This window comes from Kushneria sp. EE4 (assembly GCF_977968315.1).
The window spans coordinates 880,389-898,349 of sequence record NZ_OZ386212.1; the positions used below are offsets into that span (position 1 = coordinate 880,389).

Here is a 17,961-nt window from a genome sequence, read left to right on the forward strand (position 1 = left end):
GATGACATGAATAGTTTTAGCAAGGGCGCATTGTACGTGGTTGCCACACCGATTGGTAACCTTGATGACCTCTCCAGACGTGCCATGGATACCCTGGCACAGGCCGATCTTATCGCGGCTGAAGACACCCGTCACAGCGTGCGTCTGCTCGACCATATCGGGGTGCGCGTACCGCTGATATCCCTTCACGAGCATAACGAAACCTCACGAATCGAGCGCATCAAACAGGCCCTTGATGACGGTCAGCGCGTCGCCCTGATCAGCGATGCCGGCACACCCTTGATCTCGGATCCGGGCTATCGCCTGGTGCAGGCACTGCGCGCGGCGGACTACACCATTATTCCCATTCCGGGTCCCAGTGCGCTGATCACGGCGCTCAGTGCCGCCGGGCTCCCGACCGAGCGTTTTTTGTTTGAAGGCTTTCTGCCGGCCAGGGGGTCGGGGCGACGCAAGCGTTTAAACGATGTCGTCGAACTGCCGGTCACGCTGGTGTTTTATGAATCGCCTCACCGTATCAGCCAGCTTCTGGAAGATATCGATACCGTATGCGGCGAGCGTCATCTGGTCATCGCACGCGAGCTGACCAAGACCTTCGAAACCTTTTTGCAGGGCACGGCGCGCAGTCTGCTTGAGCGCATGGCCGAGGACAGCGATCAGATGCGCGGCGAGTTTGTGGTCATGATGGCGCCGGCGCCGGAAAAGGCGCTTACCGGCAGCAGCCAGGTCGATGCCGATCAGCTGCTGTCCTCGTTGCTGGAAGAGGGGGTAGGGGTCAAACAGGCGGCGGGTGTGGCAGCCCGCATTCTCGGCGGGCGCAAGGGCGACTGGTATCAGCAGGCTCAGCAGCTCAAGGACAGCGCATTACGTAAATAATTGTTGCCAGGGCGTCACGAATCGCCTTGCACAAGGATAAAAATGGTTAACGCGCTTGGAGCCGGGGTTCGGCACTGATATTCTTGCGCGCTTGGGAGTCGGCCGGACAGTCGCCGCTGGACCTTCGGGTTCGGGGGAGGAAAGTCCGGGCTCCACAGGGCAGGATGCCAGGTAACGCCTGGGCGGCGCGAGCCGACGGAAAGTGCAGCAGAGAGTAGACCGCCCAAGCGGTGTCGAGTCTCTCGATGCCGACGGCAAGGGTGAAAGGGTGCGGTAAGAGCGCACCGCGCGCCTGGTAACAGGTCGTGGCAAGGTAAACCCCATCCGGAGCAAGACCGAATAGGAACCCATTGGCGTGGCCCGCGTCGGGTTCGGGTAGGTTGCTTGAGGCGTTCGGTGACGAACGCCCTAGAGGAATGACTGTTCTCGACAGAACCCGGCTTACAGGCCGACTCCCACCTGTTTTCCCTTGAAACATCCCTTGAGCCCTCATGAATCAGACCCCAGGTATCCGGCAAGACCACAAGCATGAAAGCGTCCTGCTTGAGGGTGCCGTCGATGCCCTCGTTCAACGACCGGATGGCCTCTATCTGGACGGCACATTCGGGCGTGGCGGGCACTCCCGCGCCATTCTGGAGCGCCTGAACGATCAGGGGCGTCTTGTCGCCATCGACCGGGACCCCGATGCGCTGGCCGCAGCGGCGGCCATCGACGACGCGCGATTTTGCATGGCCCGCGCTACCTTTGCCGATCTGGGCGAGGTGGCGCACCAGCAGGGGGTTCATGGCAGGCTTTCCGGCATTTTACTGGATGTCGGCGTTTCTTCTCCCCAGCTTGACGATGCCAGCCGCGGTTTCAGCTTCATGCGTGACGGCCCACTGGACATGCGCATGGACCCTGACGCCGGCATCAGTGCCGCCCAGTGGATTGCCGAGACGCCCGAGCGCGACATTGCCGATGTTTTCAAGCGTCTGGGCGAGGAGCGCTTCGCCAAACGGCTGGCACGTGCCGTGGTAGAGCGGCGCAAGGAAGCCCCCATCACCCGTACCGTAGAGCTTGCCGAGCTTTTAAAGACGGCCCATCCGGCATGGGAAAAGGGGCGCCATCCCGCCACGCGCGCCTTTCAGGCCATTCGTATTCACCTCAACGATGAGCTGGGCCAGCTTGAGCGCGCCTTGAGTGCCGCGCTCGAGGCGCTGGCCCCCGGCGGGCGTCTGGTGGTCATCAGCTTTCACTCGCTGGAAGACCGTCTGGTCAAGCGTTTCATCCGCGACAAGTCGCGTGGCGATCAGCATCTACCCCGTCATATGCCACTGCGCGAAGACCAGATCCAGCGTGACATGGCGCCCGTGGGCAAGGCCATACGCCCGGATGAGCAGGAAACCGGAGCCAACGTTCGTGCCCGAAGTGCGGTCATGCGTGTCGCGCGCAAGCTGGGACAGGAGGGCTAGTTCATGGCCGAACGCGCGCCGGGAGCGTCTTCACGCGGACAGTGGCAGTGGCCCTTTCGGCTTCGCCTGACGTTTGTGCATGCCATTATTCTGGTGCTGGTAGTGCTGGTTATCGTGTCAGCGCTGGGTGTCATCAGCACGGCCTATCACACGCGATCCCAGTATGCGCGGCTGCAGACCATGGAGCGTCAGCACGATCAGCTCCAGACCGTCTGGAGCCGTTTGCTGCTTGAAGAAAGTACCTGGTCGACCCCGTCACGCATCGAAAATCTGGCCCGTGATCGTCTTGAGATGCACGTGCCGGACGTTCATCACACCAGGGTCATGCGGCCATGAGCGAACAAAACCGCCGCGTTGGACGCAATGCCCGCATGTACGGTCGTGAGCCGGCAGCCAGTCACGTGGCGGCGATGCCGATCTGGCGTTACCGAGTGGTGCTGGCGGTCATCTTCATGGCCATGGCGGTACTGGTGGGACGTATCGTCTATCTACAGGTGGTCGATCATCAGTTCCTTCAGGGGCAGGGGGACTCCAGAACCATCCGCGTGCAGAACATCGATGCCCACCGCGGCATGATTACCGACCGCGACGGTGAGCCGCTGGCGGTCTCCACGCCGGTGGTCACTCTATGGGCCAACCCGAAGGATCTTCCCGAGGACCCGGTACAGCTGGCCCGGCTGGCGGAGGCGCTGAATGAGCCCCCCTCCGATTTCATGGCGCGGGTGCAAAACTACCGTGACAAGGAGTTCATGTATCTCAAGCGCCGAGTGACGCCCGAGCCTGCCGCTCGCGTGCTGGCGCTCGATATTCCCGGCGTGCACGGCCGTCACGAGTACAAGCGCTATTACCCGGCCGGTGAAGTAACCTCGCAGCTGGTCGGCATGACCAACATCGACGATCACGGTCAGGAAGGCCTGGAGCTTGCCTTTGATCGCTACCTCTCCGGGCGTCCGGGTCAGCGCCGTGTGCTGCAGGACCGCAAGGGGCAGCTGGTACGCGATCTACACATGATCCGCGAGGCCCATCCCGGCGGGGATGTGACACTTTCGATCAATCTGCGCCTGCAGTATCTGGCCTATCGTGAGCTCAAGGCGGCCGTTACCGAACACAACGCCGACAGCGGCACCGTTGTGATGATGGATGCGCACTCCGGTGAAGTGCTGGCCATGGTCAGCCTGCCGTCCTACAACCCCAACAATCGCACCAGCGTGGACCCGGCAGGGCTTCGAAACCGGTCGCTCACCGATGCCTTCGAGCCCGGCTCGGTCATGAAACCGCTGGCGATGAGCGCCGGTCTTGAGTCAGGCAAGTTCACGCCGGACACGCCCATGGATACCAGCCCCGGCTGGATGATGGTGGATGGCTACACCATCAAGGACACCCGCAATTTCGGCCAGCTGGACATGACAGGCGTCATTACCCACTCCTCAAATATCGGCATGACCCATATGGCGCTGGCGCTTCCCGACGATGCAATCTGGAACGTTTACGACGCCATGAAGCTGGGTCATCCCACCGGACTTGGCTTCCCGGGTGAGGCCAGCGGCAGCCTGCCATCTCCGTTCAGCTGGTCCAAGGCCAAGCGTGCCACGCTCTCCTACGGTTACGGCCTGTCGGTCAATGCGGTCCAGCTGGCCAGCGCCTACACAGCGATTACCAACGACGGCAAGCAGCTGCCGCCGTCGCTGCTCAAGCTGAACAAGCCGCCCGAGGGCCATCAGGTCATGTCCCCCAAAACGTCCCATGAGCTGATCCGCATGATGGAAACGGTCGTGGAGCCGGGTGGTGGCGGCACGCGCGCGGCGCTTGAGGGTTATCGAGTGGCCGGCAAGACCGGTACCGTGCGCAAGGTGGGCAATACCGGCTACCAGAAAGAGGCCTATCGCTCCAATTTTGTAGGCATCGCGCCGGCGAGCAACCCACGCATTGTGACCGTGATCTCGATCGATAATCCCAAGGGCAAGCAGTACTACGGCGGTCTGGTAGCTGCCCCGATCTTTTCCAGGGTGGCCGGCAACGCGCTGCGCCTTCTGGACATTCCCCCCGACGATCAGAGCAAGGAGGCGCCTGGTGCCTGATTTGCCGACCGGCACGCTGGCCGATGCCATTACAAGGCTCTGGCCCGAAGCCGGGACGTTACAGCTGCCCGATGAGGCGCGGCTGGTGCTGGACTCACGCCAGGTTCAGCCCGGCGATGTTTTCGTGGCCCTGCCCGGCACAAGGGTAGACGGCCGTCAGTATATCGACCGGGCTCGTGACAGGGGCGCCGTGCTGTCGCTGGTGGCTGCGCCATGGCAGGAAAAGGCAGATGATCTTCTGATTCTTGAAGACCTTACGGGTCGACTGGGCCGGCTTGCGGCATTGGCGGCAGGCGTGCCGTCCTCGCTTGAGCAGATTGCGGTGACCGGCACCAATGGCAAGAGTTCGGTGACCCACTACATCGCCGCGCTCAGTGAGGTGCTGGCAACGCCTGCCGGCATGATCGGTACGCTGGGCAGCGGCCGCCCCGGTGCGCTGGATCACGCCGGGCTGACCACGCCGGATGCGATTTCGCTGCAGCAGCGTCTGCGCGAACTGGCCGATGCCGGCGCCCGGCGCGTAGCACTCGAGGCGTCCTCACACGCGCTCGATCAGCAGCGTCTGAGCGGCTGTTATGTTCGAGCGGCCGTTTTTACCAATCTCAGTCGTGATCATCTGGACTATCACCCCAGCATGGCCGCTTATGCGGCCGCCAAGGCCCGTCTTTTTCAGCGCCCCGAGCTTGAACTGGCCGTCGTCAACGCCGATGACGCGCTCGCTCGTCTGATGCTGGCCGGGGTCAAGGAAGGCGTGCGGGTACTGAAAGTGGGCAGCGAGACGTCCCACGATTTTCAGGTGCGACGCTGGCAGGCAGAGCGTCTTGGCCTTGCCGCCACCCTTATGACGCCGGAAGGCGAGCGGCAGCTGTCGCTGGCACTGATGGGACGGTTCAACCTGGACAACGTTGTGCTGGCCATCGCCACCCTGTACGGACTGGGTAGCCCGCTTGATGCACTGCTGGAGGCCGCCGGTCGCCTTGCGCCGGTGCCCGGACGCATGCAGCTGCTGGCACGTCCGGGCGCGCCGGCGATCGTTGTGGACTATGCCCACACGCCGGATGCGCTGCGCAACGCGCTTCTGGCCCTGCGCGAACATGTGCCGGGTCGGCTCTGGTGCGTGCTGGGCTGCGGCGGCGACCGGGACAGCGGCAAGCGCCCGCTGATGGGCGGCGTGGCAGCGCTTCTGGCCGATGAGGTCGTGGTGACGGATGATAACCCCAGAGGCGAGTCACCCGACGAGATTCGTCGCATGATCCTGGGTGAAATGCCCGACGGTACGTCTGTCCGGGAAGTGCCCGGTCGCGCCCGGGCCATTGCAGAGGTCATCGAAAACGCTGAACCGGGAGATGTGATCCTGCTGGCCGGCAAGGGGCATGAGGACTACCAGGAGATTCAGGGCGTTCGCCATCCCTTCAGCGATATCGATGTGGCGTCTCTGGCGCTGGAGGCGCACTGGCATGAGTAATACGCCGCAACGAATTATCGAAGCGCTGCGCCTTGAAGAGGAGGCCATCATCGACCCGCGCGGCGAGTTCGAGCACGCAGCGGCCTGTCGCATCGTGACCGATACCCGCCACCTTGCGCCGGGTGACGTGTTCGTGGCGCTGCGTGGTGAGCGCTTCGATGGCCACGACTTTCTCGAAACGGCCCATGACCGCGGCGCCGTTGCAGCCGTTGTCGATACACCGGTCGAGGCGGATATCGCGCAGCTGGTGGTGGCCGATACGCGCCTGGCACTGGGGCTTCTGGCTCGCTATCACCGGCTTCAGTGGCAGGGTCGACTGGCCGCCATTACCGGCAATAGCGGCAAGACCACCGTGCGTGCCCTGTGTGAGGCGATCCTGTCACGCAGTGCGCCAACGCATGCCACACGAGGCAATCTCAACAACGATATCGGGATGCCGCTGACGCTTTTACAGCTGGATGACACCTGTGCGCAGGCCGTTATCGAAGCCGGCGCCAACCATACGGGCGAAATCGCCTGGACGGCGTCACTGGCGCGTCCGGATGTGGTGTTGATCAATAACGTCACCGACGCCCATATCGGGGAGTTCGGCAGCGCCGGCCATATCGCCCAGGCCAAGGCGGAAATCCTGTCCGGACTGACGGCCGGTGGCGTGGCCATTCTTAATCGCAACGATCGCTTTTACCCCCTCTGGGCGGCGCTGGCCTCGGATCATGATGTGCTGGATTTCGGTATCGATGTGCCTGCTCGCGTTCAGGCCGTTGATATGGCAAGCGACGAGGGCTTTTATCGGTTTACGCTCACCATTGATGGCGAGACGCTCGGTCGGATAGCGCTGCCCCTGATGGGGCGTCACAACGTCATGAACGCGCTGGGTGCGGCTGCCGTGGCCCATGCCATGGGCTGTGCACCGGCGCATGTTCTGACCGGATTGAACGAGGCCGAGGGCGTGGCCCGGCGAATGGTAATGATCGAAGGCATTCGCGGGACCACGCTGATCGATGACAGCTATAACGCCAATCCGGGCGCGATGCGGGCGTCACTGGATACCCTGGCGCAGCGGCCGGGACCTCGCTGGTGCTTTCTTGGCGCCATGGGCGAAATGGGCTCCTATAGCGCCCGGGCACATGAGGCACTGGGGCAGTACGCGCGCGATCTTGATATCGATCGAGTGGTCACGATCGGCGCGCCCGCCAAGGCGATTTCAACCGCCGTCGGTACGCGCGGGTGCCATTTTGACGACTGGGCATCGATGATCGATTTTGCCCGTCAGTCCCTGCCCTCAAATGCCAGCGTATTGATCAAGGGCTCCCTCAGTGCCGGGATGGACCGTCTGGTCAACGCACTTCGATCAGAATCTTCAGGTGATGACTCATAATGTTGCTCTTTCTTGCCGAACTGCTTGCTTCCTTCCAAACCAGCTTCAGCGTTTTCGGGTATCTGACCCTGCGAATGATTCTGGCCACCCTGACCGCGCTTTTGATCTCGCTGATGATCGGCCCCTGGGTCATTCGTCGGCTGGTGGCCGGTCAGATCGGTCAGGCCATTCGTGACGACGGCCCTCAGTCGCATCTGTCCAAGGCCGGCACGCCCACCATGGGGGGCGTGATGATTCTGATGTCGATTGCGATCTCCACGCTGCTGTGGGCCGATCTTGGCAACCACTATGTCTGGCTGGTGCTGCTGGTCACGCTGGGGTTCGGGGCCATCGGCTGGGTGGATGACTATCGCAAGGTGGTCGAAAAGAATCCGCGTGGGCTACCGGCCAAATGGAAATATCTGTGGCAGTCGGTGATCGGTCTTGGCGTGGCTGTCGCACTTTATTTCACGGCATCCTCGCCGGTGGAAACCAGTCTGATCGTGCCGTTTTTCAAAAGCATCGTGATCCAGCTCGGCCCCTTTTTCATTTTGCTCACCTATCTGGTGATTGTGGGCAGCTCCAATGCCGTCAATCTGACCGATGGGCTGGACGGGCTGGCGATCATGCCGACCGTACTGGTTGCCATGGGGCTGGGGGTTTTCGCCTACGCCAGCGGCAATGCCATGTTTGCCGAGTACCTGCATATTCCCTCGGTACCCGGGGCGGGCGAGATGGCCGTGTTCTGCGGCACCATCATCGGCGCGGGGCTCGGGTTTCTCTGGTTCAACACCTATCCGGCCCAGGTCTTCATGGGCGATGTCGGCGCGCTGGCGCTGGGTGCAGCACTTGGCGTGGTGGCCGTGGCCGTACGACAGGAGATCGTGCTGTTCATCATGGGCGGTGTCTTTGTCATGGAGACGGTGTCGGTCATTTTGCAGGTTGCCTCGTTCAAGCTGACCGGTCGACGCATCTTTCGCATGGCGCCGCTGCATCACCACTTTGAGCTGAAGGGCTGGCCCGAGCCGCGTGTCATCATCCGTTTCTGGATCATTACCGTGGTGCTGGTGCTGCTGGGTCTGGCGACCCTGAAAATCCGCTGACATGACATCGACTGACATGCTGATCGGGCCGCATCATAGCGTTGTTGTCGGACTGGGCCGTTCGGGGCTGGCCATTGCCGAGCACCTGAGTCGGCGGGGCGAGCCCTTTATCATGGCCGATACGCGAGACCGGCCGGCCGGGCTGTCCGATTTCCAGCGCCTTTATCCCGACGTGCCGGTGCACTGTGGTGATCTGCGCAGGCTTGATCTTCAAAAGGTCAAAAGGGTTGTTTTGAGCCCCGGGGTGGATCCCCGCACGCCCGATCTGGAACAGCCCGGTCTTGAGGTCGTGGGGGAGACGGCGCTGTTTGTAGAAGCGCTGAGCCAGCGCGCGAAGCGACCGATGCTGATTGCCATTACCGGCTCCAACGCCAAATCAACGGTCACAACGCTGGTGGGCGATATGGCCCGTGGCTGTGGCATCAATGTGGCGGTCGGGGGCAACCTGGGTACGCCGGCGCTGCGTCTTCTGGCGCAGCAGCCGACAGCCGAGTGCTTTGTGCTGGAGCTTTCTTCCTTTCAGCTGGAGACCACGCCGCAGCTCGGTGCCGATATCGCCGTCCATCTCAATCTCAGCAGCGATCATCTGGACCGGCACGACGGCATGGCAGGTTACGCCCGTGCCAAGCAACAGATCTTCAACGGTGCCGGTATTGGCATCATCAACCGTGATGACGCGGCCACTGCGCCCTTTGATCCAGCGCAGGTGGCGCGAGTCGCCTCCTTTGGCAGTGACATGCCGGGCAGTGACAGCGACTGGGGGCTGGCCGAGCTTGATGCAGCGGTCTGGCTCATGAAGGGGTCGCAACCGGTCATGGCGGCACGTGATGTCATGATGCCGGGGCAGCACAGTCTGCTTAACGTGCTGGCGGCGTTTGCCGTCGGTGATGAGGCCGGCTGGCCCCGTGATGGCATGGTCGATACCGTGGCACGTTTTGCCGGCCTGGCGCATCGCGCGCAGCGGGTGGCCGACATTGATGGCGTCACCTGGATCAATGACTCCAAGGGCACCAATGTGGGGGCGACGCTTGCCGCCATCGAGGGCATCGGGGTGACGCTGGCCGGTCGCCTGATCCTGCTGGCCGGCGGGGTCGGGAAGGGCGCTGACTTTACGCCGCTGGCCGAACCGCTTGCCCGCCACGCCCGGGTCGCGGTGGTCTACGGGCGCGACCGTGCGCTGCTGGCTCGCGCCCTGGGATCGGTGGTGACGGTCGTGGTCGTGGACACGCTCGAGCAGGCCATGCAACATGCAATGGGCGCGGCACAACCGGGCGATGCCGTATTGCTGTCTCCTGCCTGCGCCAGTCTTGATCAGTTCGACAACTTCGAAGCACGCGGAGAGGCCTTCTGCGCGTGGCTCAAACAGTGGCAGCCTCACTCATGAAACCTCTGGCAGAACGTTTTTCCACCGAGCGCCATGTCATCGATGGCTGGCTGGTGCTTGCAGCACTCACGCTGATGCTCATCGGCTGGGTCATGGTGACGTCGGCGTCAACGGAAGTGGCCAACAGCCAGACCGGCAACCCGTGGTATTACAGCATTCGTCACGGCATTTTCGTGCTGGCCTCCATCACCATCGCGCTGGTGGTCATGCGTGTTCCTTCTGTCTGGTGGCGGGCCAATGGACCCACGTTGTTGCTCATTGCCGCCATTTTGCTGGCCGCCGTGCTGATTGTGGGTCGAGAGGTCAACGGCAGCCGGCGCTGGATCCATCTGGGGCCCATCAACCTTCAGGCCTCAGAAGTCGCCAAGTTCTGTCTGATCATCTACATCGCCGGCTATACCGAGCGCCATCTGACGCGGCTGCGCCGCAGCTGGTGGGGCTTCATGGCGCCCCTGATACTGACCTTTTCGCTGGGCATTCTGCTGATTCTGGAGCCTGACTACGGCGCCGCTGTCGTGATGCTGGCCGCCACCATGGGCGTGCTGCTGCTGGCGGGGGCGTCCCTGTGGCGCTTTGTGCTGCTGACCGGGGGCGTGGTGACTCTTGGCGCCTTTGTGGCGATATCAGAACCTTATCGTCTGGCCCGTATCGCAAGCTTTCTTGACCCCTGGGCCAATCAGTATGGTTCGGGATATCAGCTGACTCAGGCATTGATTGCCTTCGGACGCGGCGGTTGGAGCGGACTGGGGCTTGGCAACAGCGTGCAAAAGCTTTTTTACCTGCCCGAGGCGCATACCGATTTCGTCTTTTCCGTGCTGGCAGAAGAGCTTGGCATGCTGGGTGCCGTGGGTTCGGTCGCGCTTTTTGCCATTCTGGTCTATCGCTGCTTTCGTATCGGGCGCAATGCCGAAGAGAGCGGTCACCTCTTTGCGGCCTACGTCTGCTACGGCATCGGCATTATTTTTGCCTCGCAGTCCTTTATTAATGTGGCGGTCAACGCCGGGCTTTTGCCCACCAAGGGACTGACGCTGCCGCTTTTGAGCTATGGCGGGTCGAGTCTGATGGTGAGCGGGGCCATGGTCGGGCTGCTTTTACGCGTGGATGGTGAAACGAGAGGCCGCCGCCGCGCCGCGCGCAAGCGCTCTCGCAGCACGGCTACCGAGGTGCCGGCATGAATACATCCTCCGGAAAGGCACTGATCATGGCCGGCGGCACCGGTGGCCACGTGGTACCGGCGCTGTCACTGGCGCGGGCGCTGCAGGCAAGGGGTATAGAAGTGCACTGGCTGGGCACGCCGCGTGGTATCGAAAACACGCTGGTCCCCGAGGCGGGGATTGCGTTGCATCACGTCTCGATTGCCGGGCTGCGGGGCAACGGGGCGCTGGGTTGGCTCAAGGCGCCGTGGCGGCTTTTAAAGGCCGTGCATCAGGCGCGCCACATCATCAGGTCACTGGATGTGTCGCTGGTGGTGGGTCTGGGCGGCTTTGCCAGCGGCCCCGGCGGGCTGGCCGCTTGGCTGATGAAACGACCCCTGATCATTCATGAGCAGAACGCGCTGCCCGGTATGACCAACAAGGCGCTGGCCCGGCTGGCGCATCGCGTGTATGCCGCTTTCCCCGGTGCCTTTGACGAGGCTCGACACCCGATCGTAATCGGCAATCCGGTACGCCAGGAGATTGCCGACATCGGTGCCGTCCCGCGCGGCATCGATACGCTGATGGGTCGGCCGCTGCGGCTGCTGGTGGTGGGCGGGTCGCTGGGTGCGCAGGTGCTTAATGAACGTGTGCCGGCAGCGCTCGGTATGATGGCCGCCGATGTTCGACCCGAGGTTCGTCATCAGGCCGGTCGGGACAAGGAGACCGCAACCGTTGCGGCGTATCAAAAAGCCGGTGTCGAGGCCACTGTGTCCGATTTCATTGGCGATATGGCGCAGGCCTATGAATGGGCCGACCTGGTGGTCTGTCGCAGCGGTGCATTGACCGTCAGTGAACTGGCAGCGGCAGGCAGGGCCTCGCTTCTGGTGCCGTTTCCGCACGCGGTGGATGACCATCAGACCATCAATGCAAACTATCTGGTTGAGGCCGACGCGGCGCAGTTGATCCCCCAGGCGCAGATGAGCGTGCAGGCATTGAGTGAGGCGCTTGCCGGGTTGCTGAACGCTCATCGTCTGCTGGAGATGGGGCAACGTGCCAGAAGCGTGGCGCAGCTGGAAGCGACCGATATCATGGCCCAGGGCTGTATGGAGACAGGTTTTGAGTAATCAGGTGCAGGCACGCAGCGGTATGCGTCGTATACGCTGTATTCATTTCGTGGGCATTGGCGGCTCCGGCATGTGCGGCATTGCCGAAGTGCTGGCCAATCAGGGGTTTTGCGTCAGCGGCAGTGATCTGCGCGAATCTTCGGTGGTGGCGCATCTGCGCCAGTGCGGCATTCGCGTGGCCATCGGTCATCATGGCGACAACGTGCGCGACGCCGATGTCGTGGTGGTCTCAAGCGCCGTGGACCCGACCAATCCGGAGGTCATGACCGCGCGTGAACGTCGTGTGCCGGTGGTGCGTCGCGCGGAGATGCTCGCCGAGCTGATGCGCTTTCGTCATGGCATTGCCGTGGCGGGCACCCATGGCAAGACCACGACCACCAGCCTGACGGCCACGCTTCTGGCCGAGGGCGGTCTGGATCCGACCTTTGTGATCGGCGGACGACTTACCAGTGCCGGCAGCAATGCTCAGCTGGGGCAGGGCGACTATCTGGTCGCCGAGGCTGACGAGTCCGACGCCTCGTTTCTGCATCTTCAGCCGATGACGGCCATCGTGACCAATATCGATGCCGATCACATGGCGACCTATGAAGGTGACTTCGGTCGTCTGCAGGACACCTTCATCGAATTTCTGCACAACCTGCCGTTCTACGGGCTGGCCATTGTCTGTCTCGATGATCCTGTCGTGTGTGAGCTGTTGCCGAGAATTCAACGCCACTTCGTCACCTACGGTTTTGATGAAGGCGCCGATTATCGAATTGTCGATTTCTCTCAACTCGGCGATACCGTGTCGTTTACCGCCCGTCGGCCGGCACCCCACGGCCCGATCACCGTACGACTGGCCATGCCCGGGCGTCACAATGCGCTCAATGCCATGGCAGCGATCGCGGTGGCCACGGATGCCGGTGTCAGCGATGAATCGATCGTCCAGGCACTGGCAGGATTTGCCGGCGTAGGGCGTCGTTTTCAGGTGCAGGGCCATTATCGACTGCCCGAAAGCGGTGGCGACAGTCTGCCGGTCATGCTGGTAGACGACTATGGCCATCATCCCCGTGAGGTGGAAATGGTCATTCAGGCGGTTCGCGAAGGCTGGCCGGATCGGCGGCTGGTGATGATCTATCAGCCGCATCGCTATTCCAGAACCCATGATCTTTACGAGGATTTCGTGCGGGTGCTTTCAAGCGTCGATCAGCTTCTGCTGCTGGACGTCTACAGTGCCGGTGAAGCGCCTGTTACGGGCGCCGATTCCAGGGCGCTGGCAGGCTCCATTCGCCAGCGCGGGCAGACATCGCCACTGTTTGTTGAAAGTCGGGAAGCGCTGGCGGAGATATTGAGCAACGTGCTCGATGACAACGATATTCTGATTACCCAGGGGGCCGGCGACATCGGTGGGCTCAGCACGGCACTGGCACGCTGTGAGCTCAAACTTCAGGGAGTTACCCTGTAATGATCGGGGTTTTCAAAACCTTTTGGCCGGTGCAGGGCGTGCAATGACAACGGCAACCTCCAATCGCCTGCTGGGGCTGATTCTTATCGTGGCACTGCTGGTGGCAGGCGGTCGCACGCTCTGGATATGGCTGGACAAGCCCATCGAGCGCGTGTCCATCAGAGGGGATCTGGAGTACGTCAATGCCGCCTATCTGCAGGATCAGCTCGCACCGCTGATTGCCGGAGAGAGCTGGCTGTCCGTTGATATCGGTCAGCTGCGCAGCGAGGCACTCGAGGTGCCCTGGCTCAAGGATGTCCGGCTTTCAAGGCGCTGGCCGGATGCCCTGACGTTTGAACTCTACGAGCAGCGTCCCGTAGCCTGGTGGAACGATGGCCTGTTGCTCAACGCTCAAGGGGAGGCCTTCGCGGCGGGGCCCATCAGCAATGTGGGTGACAGACCCTGGCTTGCGGGCCCGCAGGGCAGTGGCCAGGAGGTGCTTGCCTATTATGACGCCTTGAAAAGGCAGTTCGAGCGTCTGGACATGACCATCACACAGCTTCGACTCGAGCCACGCGGTGCCTGGCGAGTCCAGCTTGATAATTCATTCTGGATCATGCTCGGGCGAACGGATCTGGACATGCGCCTTGAGCGTTTTATTACCGCCTGGCAGCGTGGGCTTTCAGCGGGTCGAAACGATATCCGCTATATTGATTTGCGTTATCCCAACGGCGTCTCGGTGGCGTGGCACGGCGAAAACGAGCCCGAAAATGATAATTCGGATGGATAAACTTAACGTTCTCGTTAAGTTGCGTAAAAACACGGGTATTGAAGGGTAATGGGTATTTCTTTCACTCTAAAATCACCGTATTCTCGGTAATGCTTTCACTATTATTAATGCGGAATTACGCCAGTTACTTTTTTAATTGAATGCGATTGAGATAATTGTGCGTATTAACAGGTTGATCAGGGAGTAGGCCCGACCTATGGCAGGAGAAACCAACGCTTCCAATATGGTAGTCGGGCTGGATATCGGAACATCCAAGGTTGTGGCCATCGTTGGACAACCCACCGATGACGGCGGCATAGAGATTGCCGGTATCGGTTCCCACCCCTCTCATGGCATGAAAAAAGGGGTGGTCATCAATATTGAATCGACGGTGCAGTCGATCCAGCGCGCCGTTGAAGAAGCCGAACTCATGGCAGGATGTGACATTCATTCTGTCTATGTCGGTATTGCGGGCAGCCATATCAGTTCCATGAATTCCGATGGTGTTGTGGCCATCAAGGAACGTGAAGTGGCGCCTTCTGATATTGATCGTGTCATAGATTCCGCCCGCGCCCGTGCCATCTCCGAAGGACAGCGAATTCTGCATGTGTTGCCGCAGGAGTACGCCATTGATACCCAGGAAGGGATTCGTGAGCCGCTGGGCATGTCGGGCGTCAGGCTCGAGGCGCGCGTCCATCTGGTGACGGCCGCCCTCAATGCCGTACAGAATATCGAAAAGTGTGTGCGTCGCTGTGGTCTGGAAGTAGACGACATCATTCTCGAACAGCTGGCATCAAGCTATGCCGTGCTGACCGAGGACGAGCGTGAACTGGGTGTGTGCATGGTGGATATCGGTGGGGGCACAACCGATATTGCCGTCTTTACCGAAGGCGCCATCCGACACACCGCCGTCATTCCCATTGCCGGCGATCAGGTCACCAACGACATTGCCATGGCACTGCGCACGCCGACCCAGTATGCAGAAGATATCAAGGTAAAATACGCCTGTGCACTGACACAGCTGGCGTCCAGTGACGAAATGATCAAGGTGCCAAGCGTTGGCGATCGCCCGGCGCGTGATCTTTCAAGACAGCATCTGGCCGAGGTGGTCGAACCTCGCTATGAGGAGCTTTTTACTCTGGTGCGCGAAGAACTTCGGCGCAGCGGGTATGAAGATATGGTAGCTGCCGGTATCGTGTTGACAGGCGGTACCTCAAGAATGGAAGGGGTGGGGGAGCTGGCAGAAGAGATATTTCACATGCCGGTGCGCATTGCCTGTCCGCAGAACGTGCGAGGGCTGGCAGATGTCGTGCGCAATCCAATTTATTCGACCGGTGTTGGTTTGTTACTCTACGGCATGAAATATTCTCGCTACTCGCGTTCTACGGCCCAACCCCGCCGGGAAGAGCAGCCAAGACGTTACCAGTCCGAGCGCCAGGACAACGAGCGGCTCTCCTCAACCATTACGCGGATCAAGGGCTGGTTAAAAGGAAATTTCTGACAGGACTGCCTTGGCGGTCCAGGAGACGGGGTTATGTTTGAGCTTGTAGACAATGCGCCATCCAGCAGCGCGGTAATCAAGGTAATCGGCGTAGGTGGTGGCGGCGGTAACGCTGTCAACCACATGGTCGAAAGCAACATCGAAGGCGTCGAATTCATCTGCGCGAACACCGATGCGCAGGCGCTCAAGCGAGTTGCTGCCAAGACCGTTTTGCAGCTGGGCAGTGAAATTACCAAGGGATTGGGTGCCGGGGCAAACCCGGAAGTCGGCCGTCAGGCTGCCATGGAAGATCGTGAGCGCATTGCCGAGCTTCTTCAGGGTGCCGACATGGTCTTCATTACCGCCGGCATGGGTGGCGGTACCGGCACCGGCGGTGCCCCGGTCGTGGCGCAGGTAGCCAAGGAGCTGGGGATTTTGACCGTGGCAGTTGTCACGCGCCCGTTCCCCTTTGAAGGTCCCAAGCGCCAGCGCGCTGCCGAAGAGGGCATGAAGGAGCTCTCCGAGCATGTCGACTCCCTGATCACCATCCCCAACGAAAAGCTGCTGACGGTACTGGGCAAGAATGCCAGTCTGCTGACGGCGTTCAGTGCTGCCAATGATGTCCTGCTTGGCGCCGTGCAGGGAATCGCGGAGCTGATTACAAGCCCCGGTATCATCAACGTCGACTTTGCCGACGTTCGCACGGTAATGTCCGAAATGGGCATGGCCATGATGGGTACCGGCACGGCCATGGGCGAAAATCGCGCCCGCGAGGCCGCTGAAAAGGCCATTCGCAGCCCGCTTTTGGAAGATATCGATCTCAACGGCGCTCGCGGCATTCTGGTCAACATTACCGCCGGTCCGGATCTCTCCATTGGCGAGTTCAACGATGTGGGCGCCACTGTTCAGGAGTTCGCTTCTCAGGACGCGACCATCGTGGTAGGTACTGCCATCGATATGGAAATGACCGATGATCTGCGTGTCACCGTTGTGGCGGCAGGCCTTGATGGGCGAGTAGAGAAGGCGGCGCCGCGTCAGACGCAGACTTCTCGCAGCGAGCAGGCTGATTATCGTCGCATGGCGCGCCAGCCGGCCGCTTCTCGTCAACAGGCGTCATCGCGCGAAAAAGAGAAGGAAAAGGAACAGCAGAAGGCTTCTCGAGAATCCCGTGAGCGGCGCCAGAAGTCGCAGGAAATGGACGATTATCTGGATATTCCGGCCTTTCTGCGCCGCCAGGCAGACTGATCTGATTAGGCGGCCCTTCGGGGCCGCCGAATTTTTTCGTGGTAATAAAAGCATAATAATCGACTAATCGAACACTGTTCGTTGTCGAACCCCAAGGGAACTGTTACCATATAAACAACTGTTTGAATGTTTCCTGCCTGGTAGCCCAGACTATGATCCGTCAAAGAACATTACAGAACACCATTCGTGCGACAGGCGTTGGCCTGCATTCGGGTAAAAAGGTTTATCTGACACTGCGCCCGGCGCCGGTTAATACCGGTATCGTGTTTGTGCGTACCGACCTTGACCCGGTCGTTCGTATTCCGGCGCATCCGGAAAACGTCCACTTTACGACCATGTGCACCGCCGTCGCCATGGGTGACGTTCGTGTCTCCACGGTCGAGCACCTGATGTCGGCTTTCGCAGGTCTTGGCATCGACAATGCTTTCGTCGATCTTAGCGAACCCGAAGTGCCCATCATGGATGGCAGTGCCGGCCCGTTTGTTTTCCTGATTCAGTCGGCAGGCATTGCCGAGCAGGAAGCGGCCAAGAAATTTATCCGCATCAAGCAGGAGCTGACGGTCAAGGATGGCGACAAGTACGCTACCTTCCTGCCGCATGACGGCTTCAAGGTCAGCTTTGCCATCGATTTCGATCATCCTGTCTTTGCCAGCCAGAAGCAGACGACCAGCGTCGACTTTTCGACGACTTCGTTTGTGAAGGAAGTCAGCCGCGCACGTACCTTTGGCTTCATGCGCGATATCGAGTTTCTTCGCTCGCAGAATCTGGCACTGGGTGGCAGTCTTGATAATGCCATCGTTGTCGACGAGTACCGTATCCTGAACGAAGACGGTCTTCGCTACGAAGATGAGTTCGTGCGTCACAAGGTGCTCGATGCCATTGGCGATCTCTATCAGCTGGGCTATAGCCTGATTGGCGAGTTCCGTGGTTACAAGTCCGGCCATGGTCTCAACAACCAGCTGGTACGTGCACTGCTTCAGCATCAGGAAGCATTTGAAATCGTGACGTTCGAGGATCGTGAGACGTCACCGATCTCCTATTCCGAGCCGGCGATGGCGATGTAACCGTCCGGA

Annotated in this window: 15 protein-coding genes and 1 other RNA gene; all 16 read left to right on the forward strand. The window is 60.8% G+C overall.

Translation table 11 applies throughout. From position 1 onward, the window contains the following. Nucleotides 1–6 precede the first annotated feature (6 nt). The gene (gene rsmI / locus ACXMYO_RS04000) at nt 7–873 is read left to right on the forward strand and encodes a 16S rRNA (cytidine(1402)-2'-O)-methyltransferase (RefSeq protein ID WP_457807881.1); all 867 of its coding nucleotides are present in this window, start codon (nt 7–9) and stop codon (nt 871–873) included. Nucleotides 874–967: 94 nt separating this feature from the next. Beyond that, an RNA gene (rnpB, locus tag ACXMYO_RS04005) (RNase P RNA component class A) lies at nt 968–1,333 on the forward strand. A 31-nt stretch (nt 1,334–1,364) separates the two neighbouring features. Beyond that, nucleotides 1,365–2,324: a 16S rRNA (cytosine(1402)-N(4))-methyltransferase RsmH gene (gene rsmH / locus ACXMYO_RS04010; protein ID WP_438766997.1), complete on the forward strand. Its 960-nt coding sequence runs from the start codon at nt 1,365–1,367 to the stop codon at nt 2,322–2,324. Between the two features lie 3 nt (nt 2,325–2,327). Next, complete coding sequence (ftsL, locus tag ACXMYO_RS04015) at nt 2,328–2,660, forward strand: cell division protein FtsL (RefSeq protein ID WP_438766999.1); 333 nt, start codon at nt 2,328–2,330, stop codon at nt 2,658–2,660. Then, complete coding sequence (locus ACXMYO_RS04020; RefSeq protein WP_438767001.1) at nt 2,657–4,402, forward strand: penicillin-binding transpeptidase domain-containing protein; 1,746 nt, start codon at nt 2,657–2,659, stop codon at nt 4,400–4,402. The genes ftsL and ACXMYO_RS04020 overlap by 4 nt, the downstream gene beginning before the upstream one ends. Beyond that, on the forward strand, nt 4,395–5,867 hold the full coding sequence (locus ACXMYO_RS04025; protein ID WP_457807882.1) for a UDP-N-acetylmuramoyl-L-alanyl-D-glutamate--2,6-diaminopimelate ligase: 1,473 nt from the start codon (nt 4,395–4,397) through the stop codon (nt 5,865–5,867). The genes ACXMYO_RS04020 and ACXMYO_RS04025 overlap by 8 nt, the downstream gene beginning before the upstream one ends. Next, the gene (locus ACXMYO_RS04030; protein ID WP_457807883.1) at nt 5,860–7,245 is read left to right on the forward strand and encodes a UDP-N-acetylmuramoyl-tripeptide--D-alanyl-D-alanine ligase; all 1,386 of its coding nucleotides are present in this window, start codon (nt 5,860–5,862) and stop codon (nt 7,243–7,245) included. Before ACXMYO_RS04025 ends, ACXMYO_RS04030 begins: the two co-directional genes overlap by 8 nt. Beyond that, nucleotides 7,245–8,327: a phospho-N-acetylmuramoyl-pentapeptide-transferase gene (mraY, locus tag ACXMYO_RS04035; protein ID WP_438767006.1), complete on the forward strand. Its 1,083-nt coding sequence runs from the start codon at nt 7,245–7,247 to the stop codon at nt 8,325–8,327. The genes ACXMYO_RS04030 and mraY overlap by 1 nt, the downstream gene beginning before the upstream one ends. A gap of 1 nt (nt 8,328) precedes the next feature. Beyond that, nucleotides 8,329–9,711, forward strand: coding sequence for a UDP-N-acetylmuramoyl-L-alanine--D-glutamate ligase (gene murD / locus ACXMYO_RS04040; protein WP_457807884.1), 1,383 nt, complete (start codon nt 8,329–8,331; stop codon nt 9,709–9,711). Beyond that, nucleotides 9,708–10,886 carry a putative lipid II flippase FtsW gene (gene ftsW, locus ACXMYO_RS04045; RefSeq protein ID WP_438767010.1) on the forward strand — a complete coding sequence of 393 codons (1,179 nt, stop codon included), beginning with the start codon at nt 9,708–9,710 and terminating at the stop codon, nt 10,884–10,886. The genes murD and ftsW overlap by 4 nt, the downstream gene beginning before the upstream one ends. Next, on the forward strand, nt 10,883–11,971 hold the full coding sequence (gene murG, locus ACXMYO_RS04050) for an undecaprenyldiphospho-muramoylpentapeptide beta-N-acetylglucosaminyltransferase (RefSeq protein WP_457807885.1): 1,089 nt from the start codon (nt 10,883–10,885) through the stop codon (nt 11,969–11,971). The genes ftsW and murG overlap by 4 nt, the downstream gene beginning before the upstream one ends. Nucleotides 11,972–11,993: 22 nt before the next feature. Beyond that, nucleotides 11,994–13,415: a UDP-N-acetylmuramate--L-alanine ligase gene (gene murC, locus ACXMYO_RS04055; protein WP_438768401.1), complete on the forward strand. Its 1,422-nt coding sequence runs from the start codon at nt 11,994–11,996 to the stop codon at nt 13,413–13,415. A gap of 43 nt (nt 13,416–13,458) precedes the next feature. Continuing rightward, nucleotides 13,459–14,184, forward strand: a complete 726-nt coding sequence (locus tag ACXMYO_RS04060; protein ID WP_457807886.1) for a cell division protein FtsQ/DivIB — start codon at nt 13,459–13,461, stop codon at nt 14,182–14,184. Between the two features lie 196 nt (nt 14,185–14,380). Continuing rightward, nucleotides 14,381–15,664, forward strand: a complete 1,284-nt coding sequence (gene ftsA / locus ACXMYO_RS04065) for a cell division protein FtsA (protein WP_457807887.1) — start codon at nt 14,381–14,383, stop codon at nt 15,662–15,664. Between the two features lie 33 nt (nt 15,665–15,697). Then, nucleotides 15,698–16,888, forward strand: a complete 1,191-nt coding sequence (ftsZ, locus tag ACXMYO_RS04070; RefSeq protein WP_438767016.1) for a cell division protein FtsZ — start codon at nt 15,698–15,700, stop codon at nt 16,886–16,888. Between the two features lie 152 nt (nt 16,889–17,040). Then, on the forward strand, nt 17,041–17,952 hold the full coding sequence (gene lpxC / locus ACXMYO_RS04075; protein WP_457807888.1) for a UDP-3-O-acyl-N-acetylglucosamine deacetylase: 912 nt from the start codon (nt 17,041–17,043) through the stop codon (nt 17,950–17,952). Nucleotides 17,953–17,961: the final 9 nt, after the last annotated feature.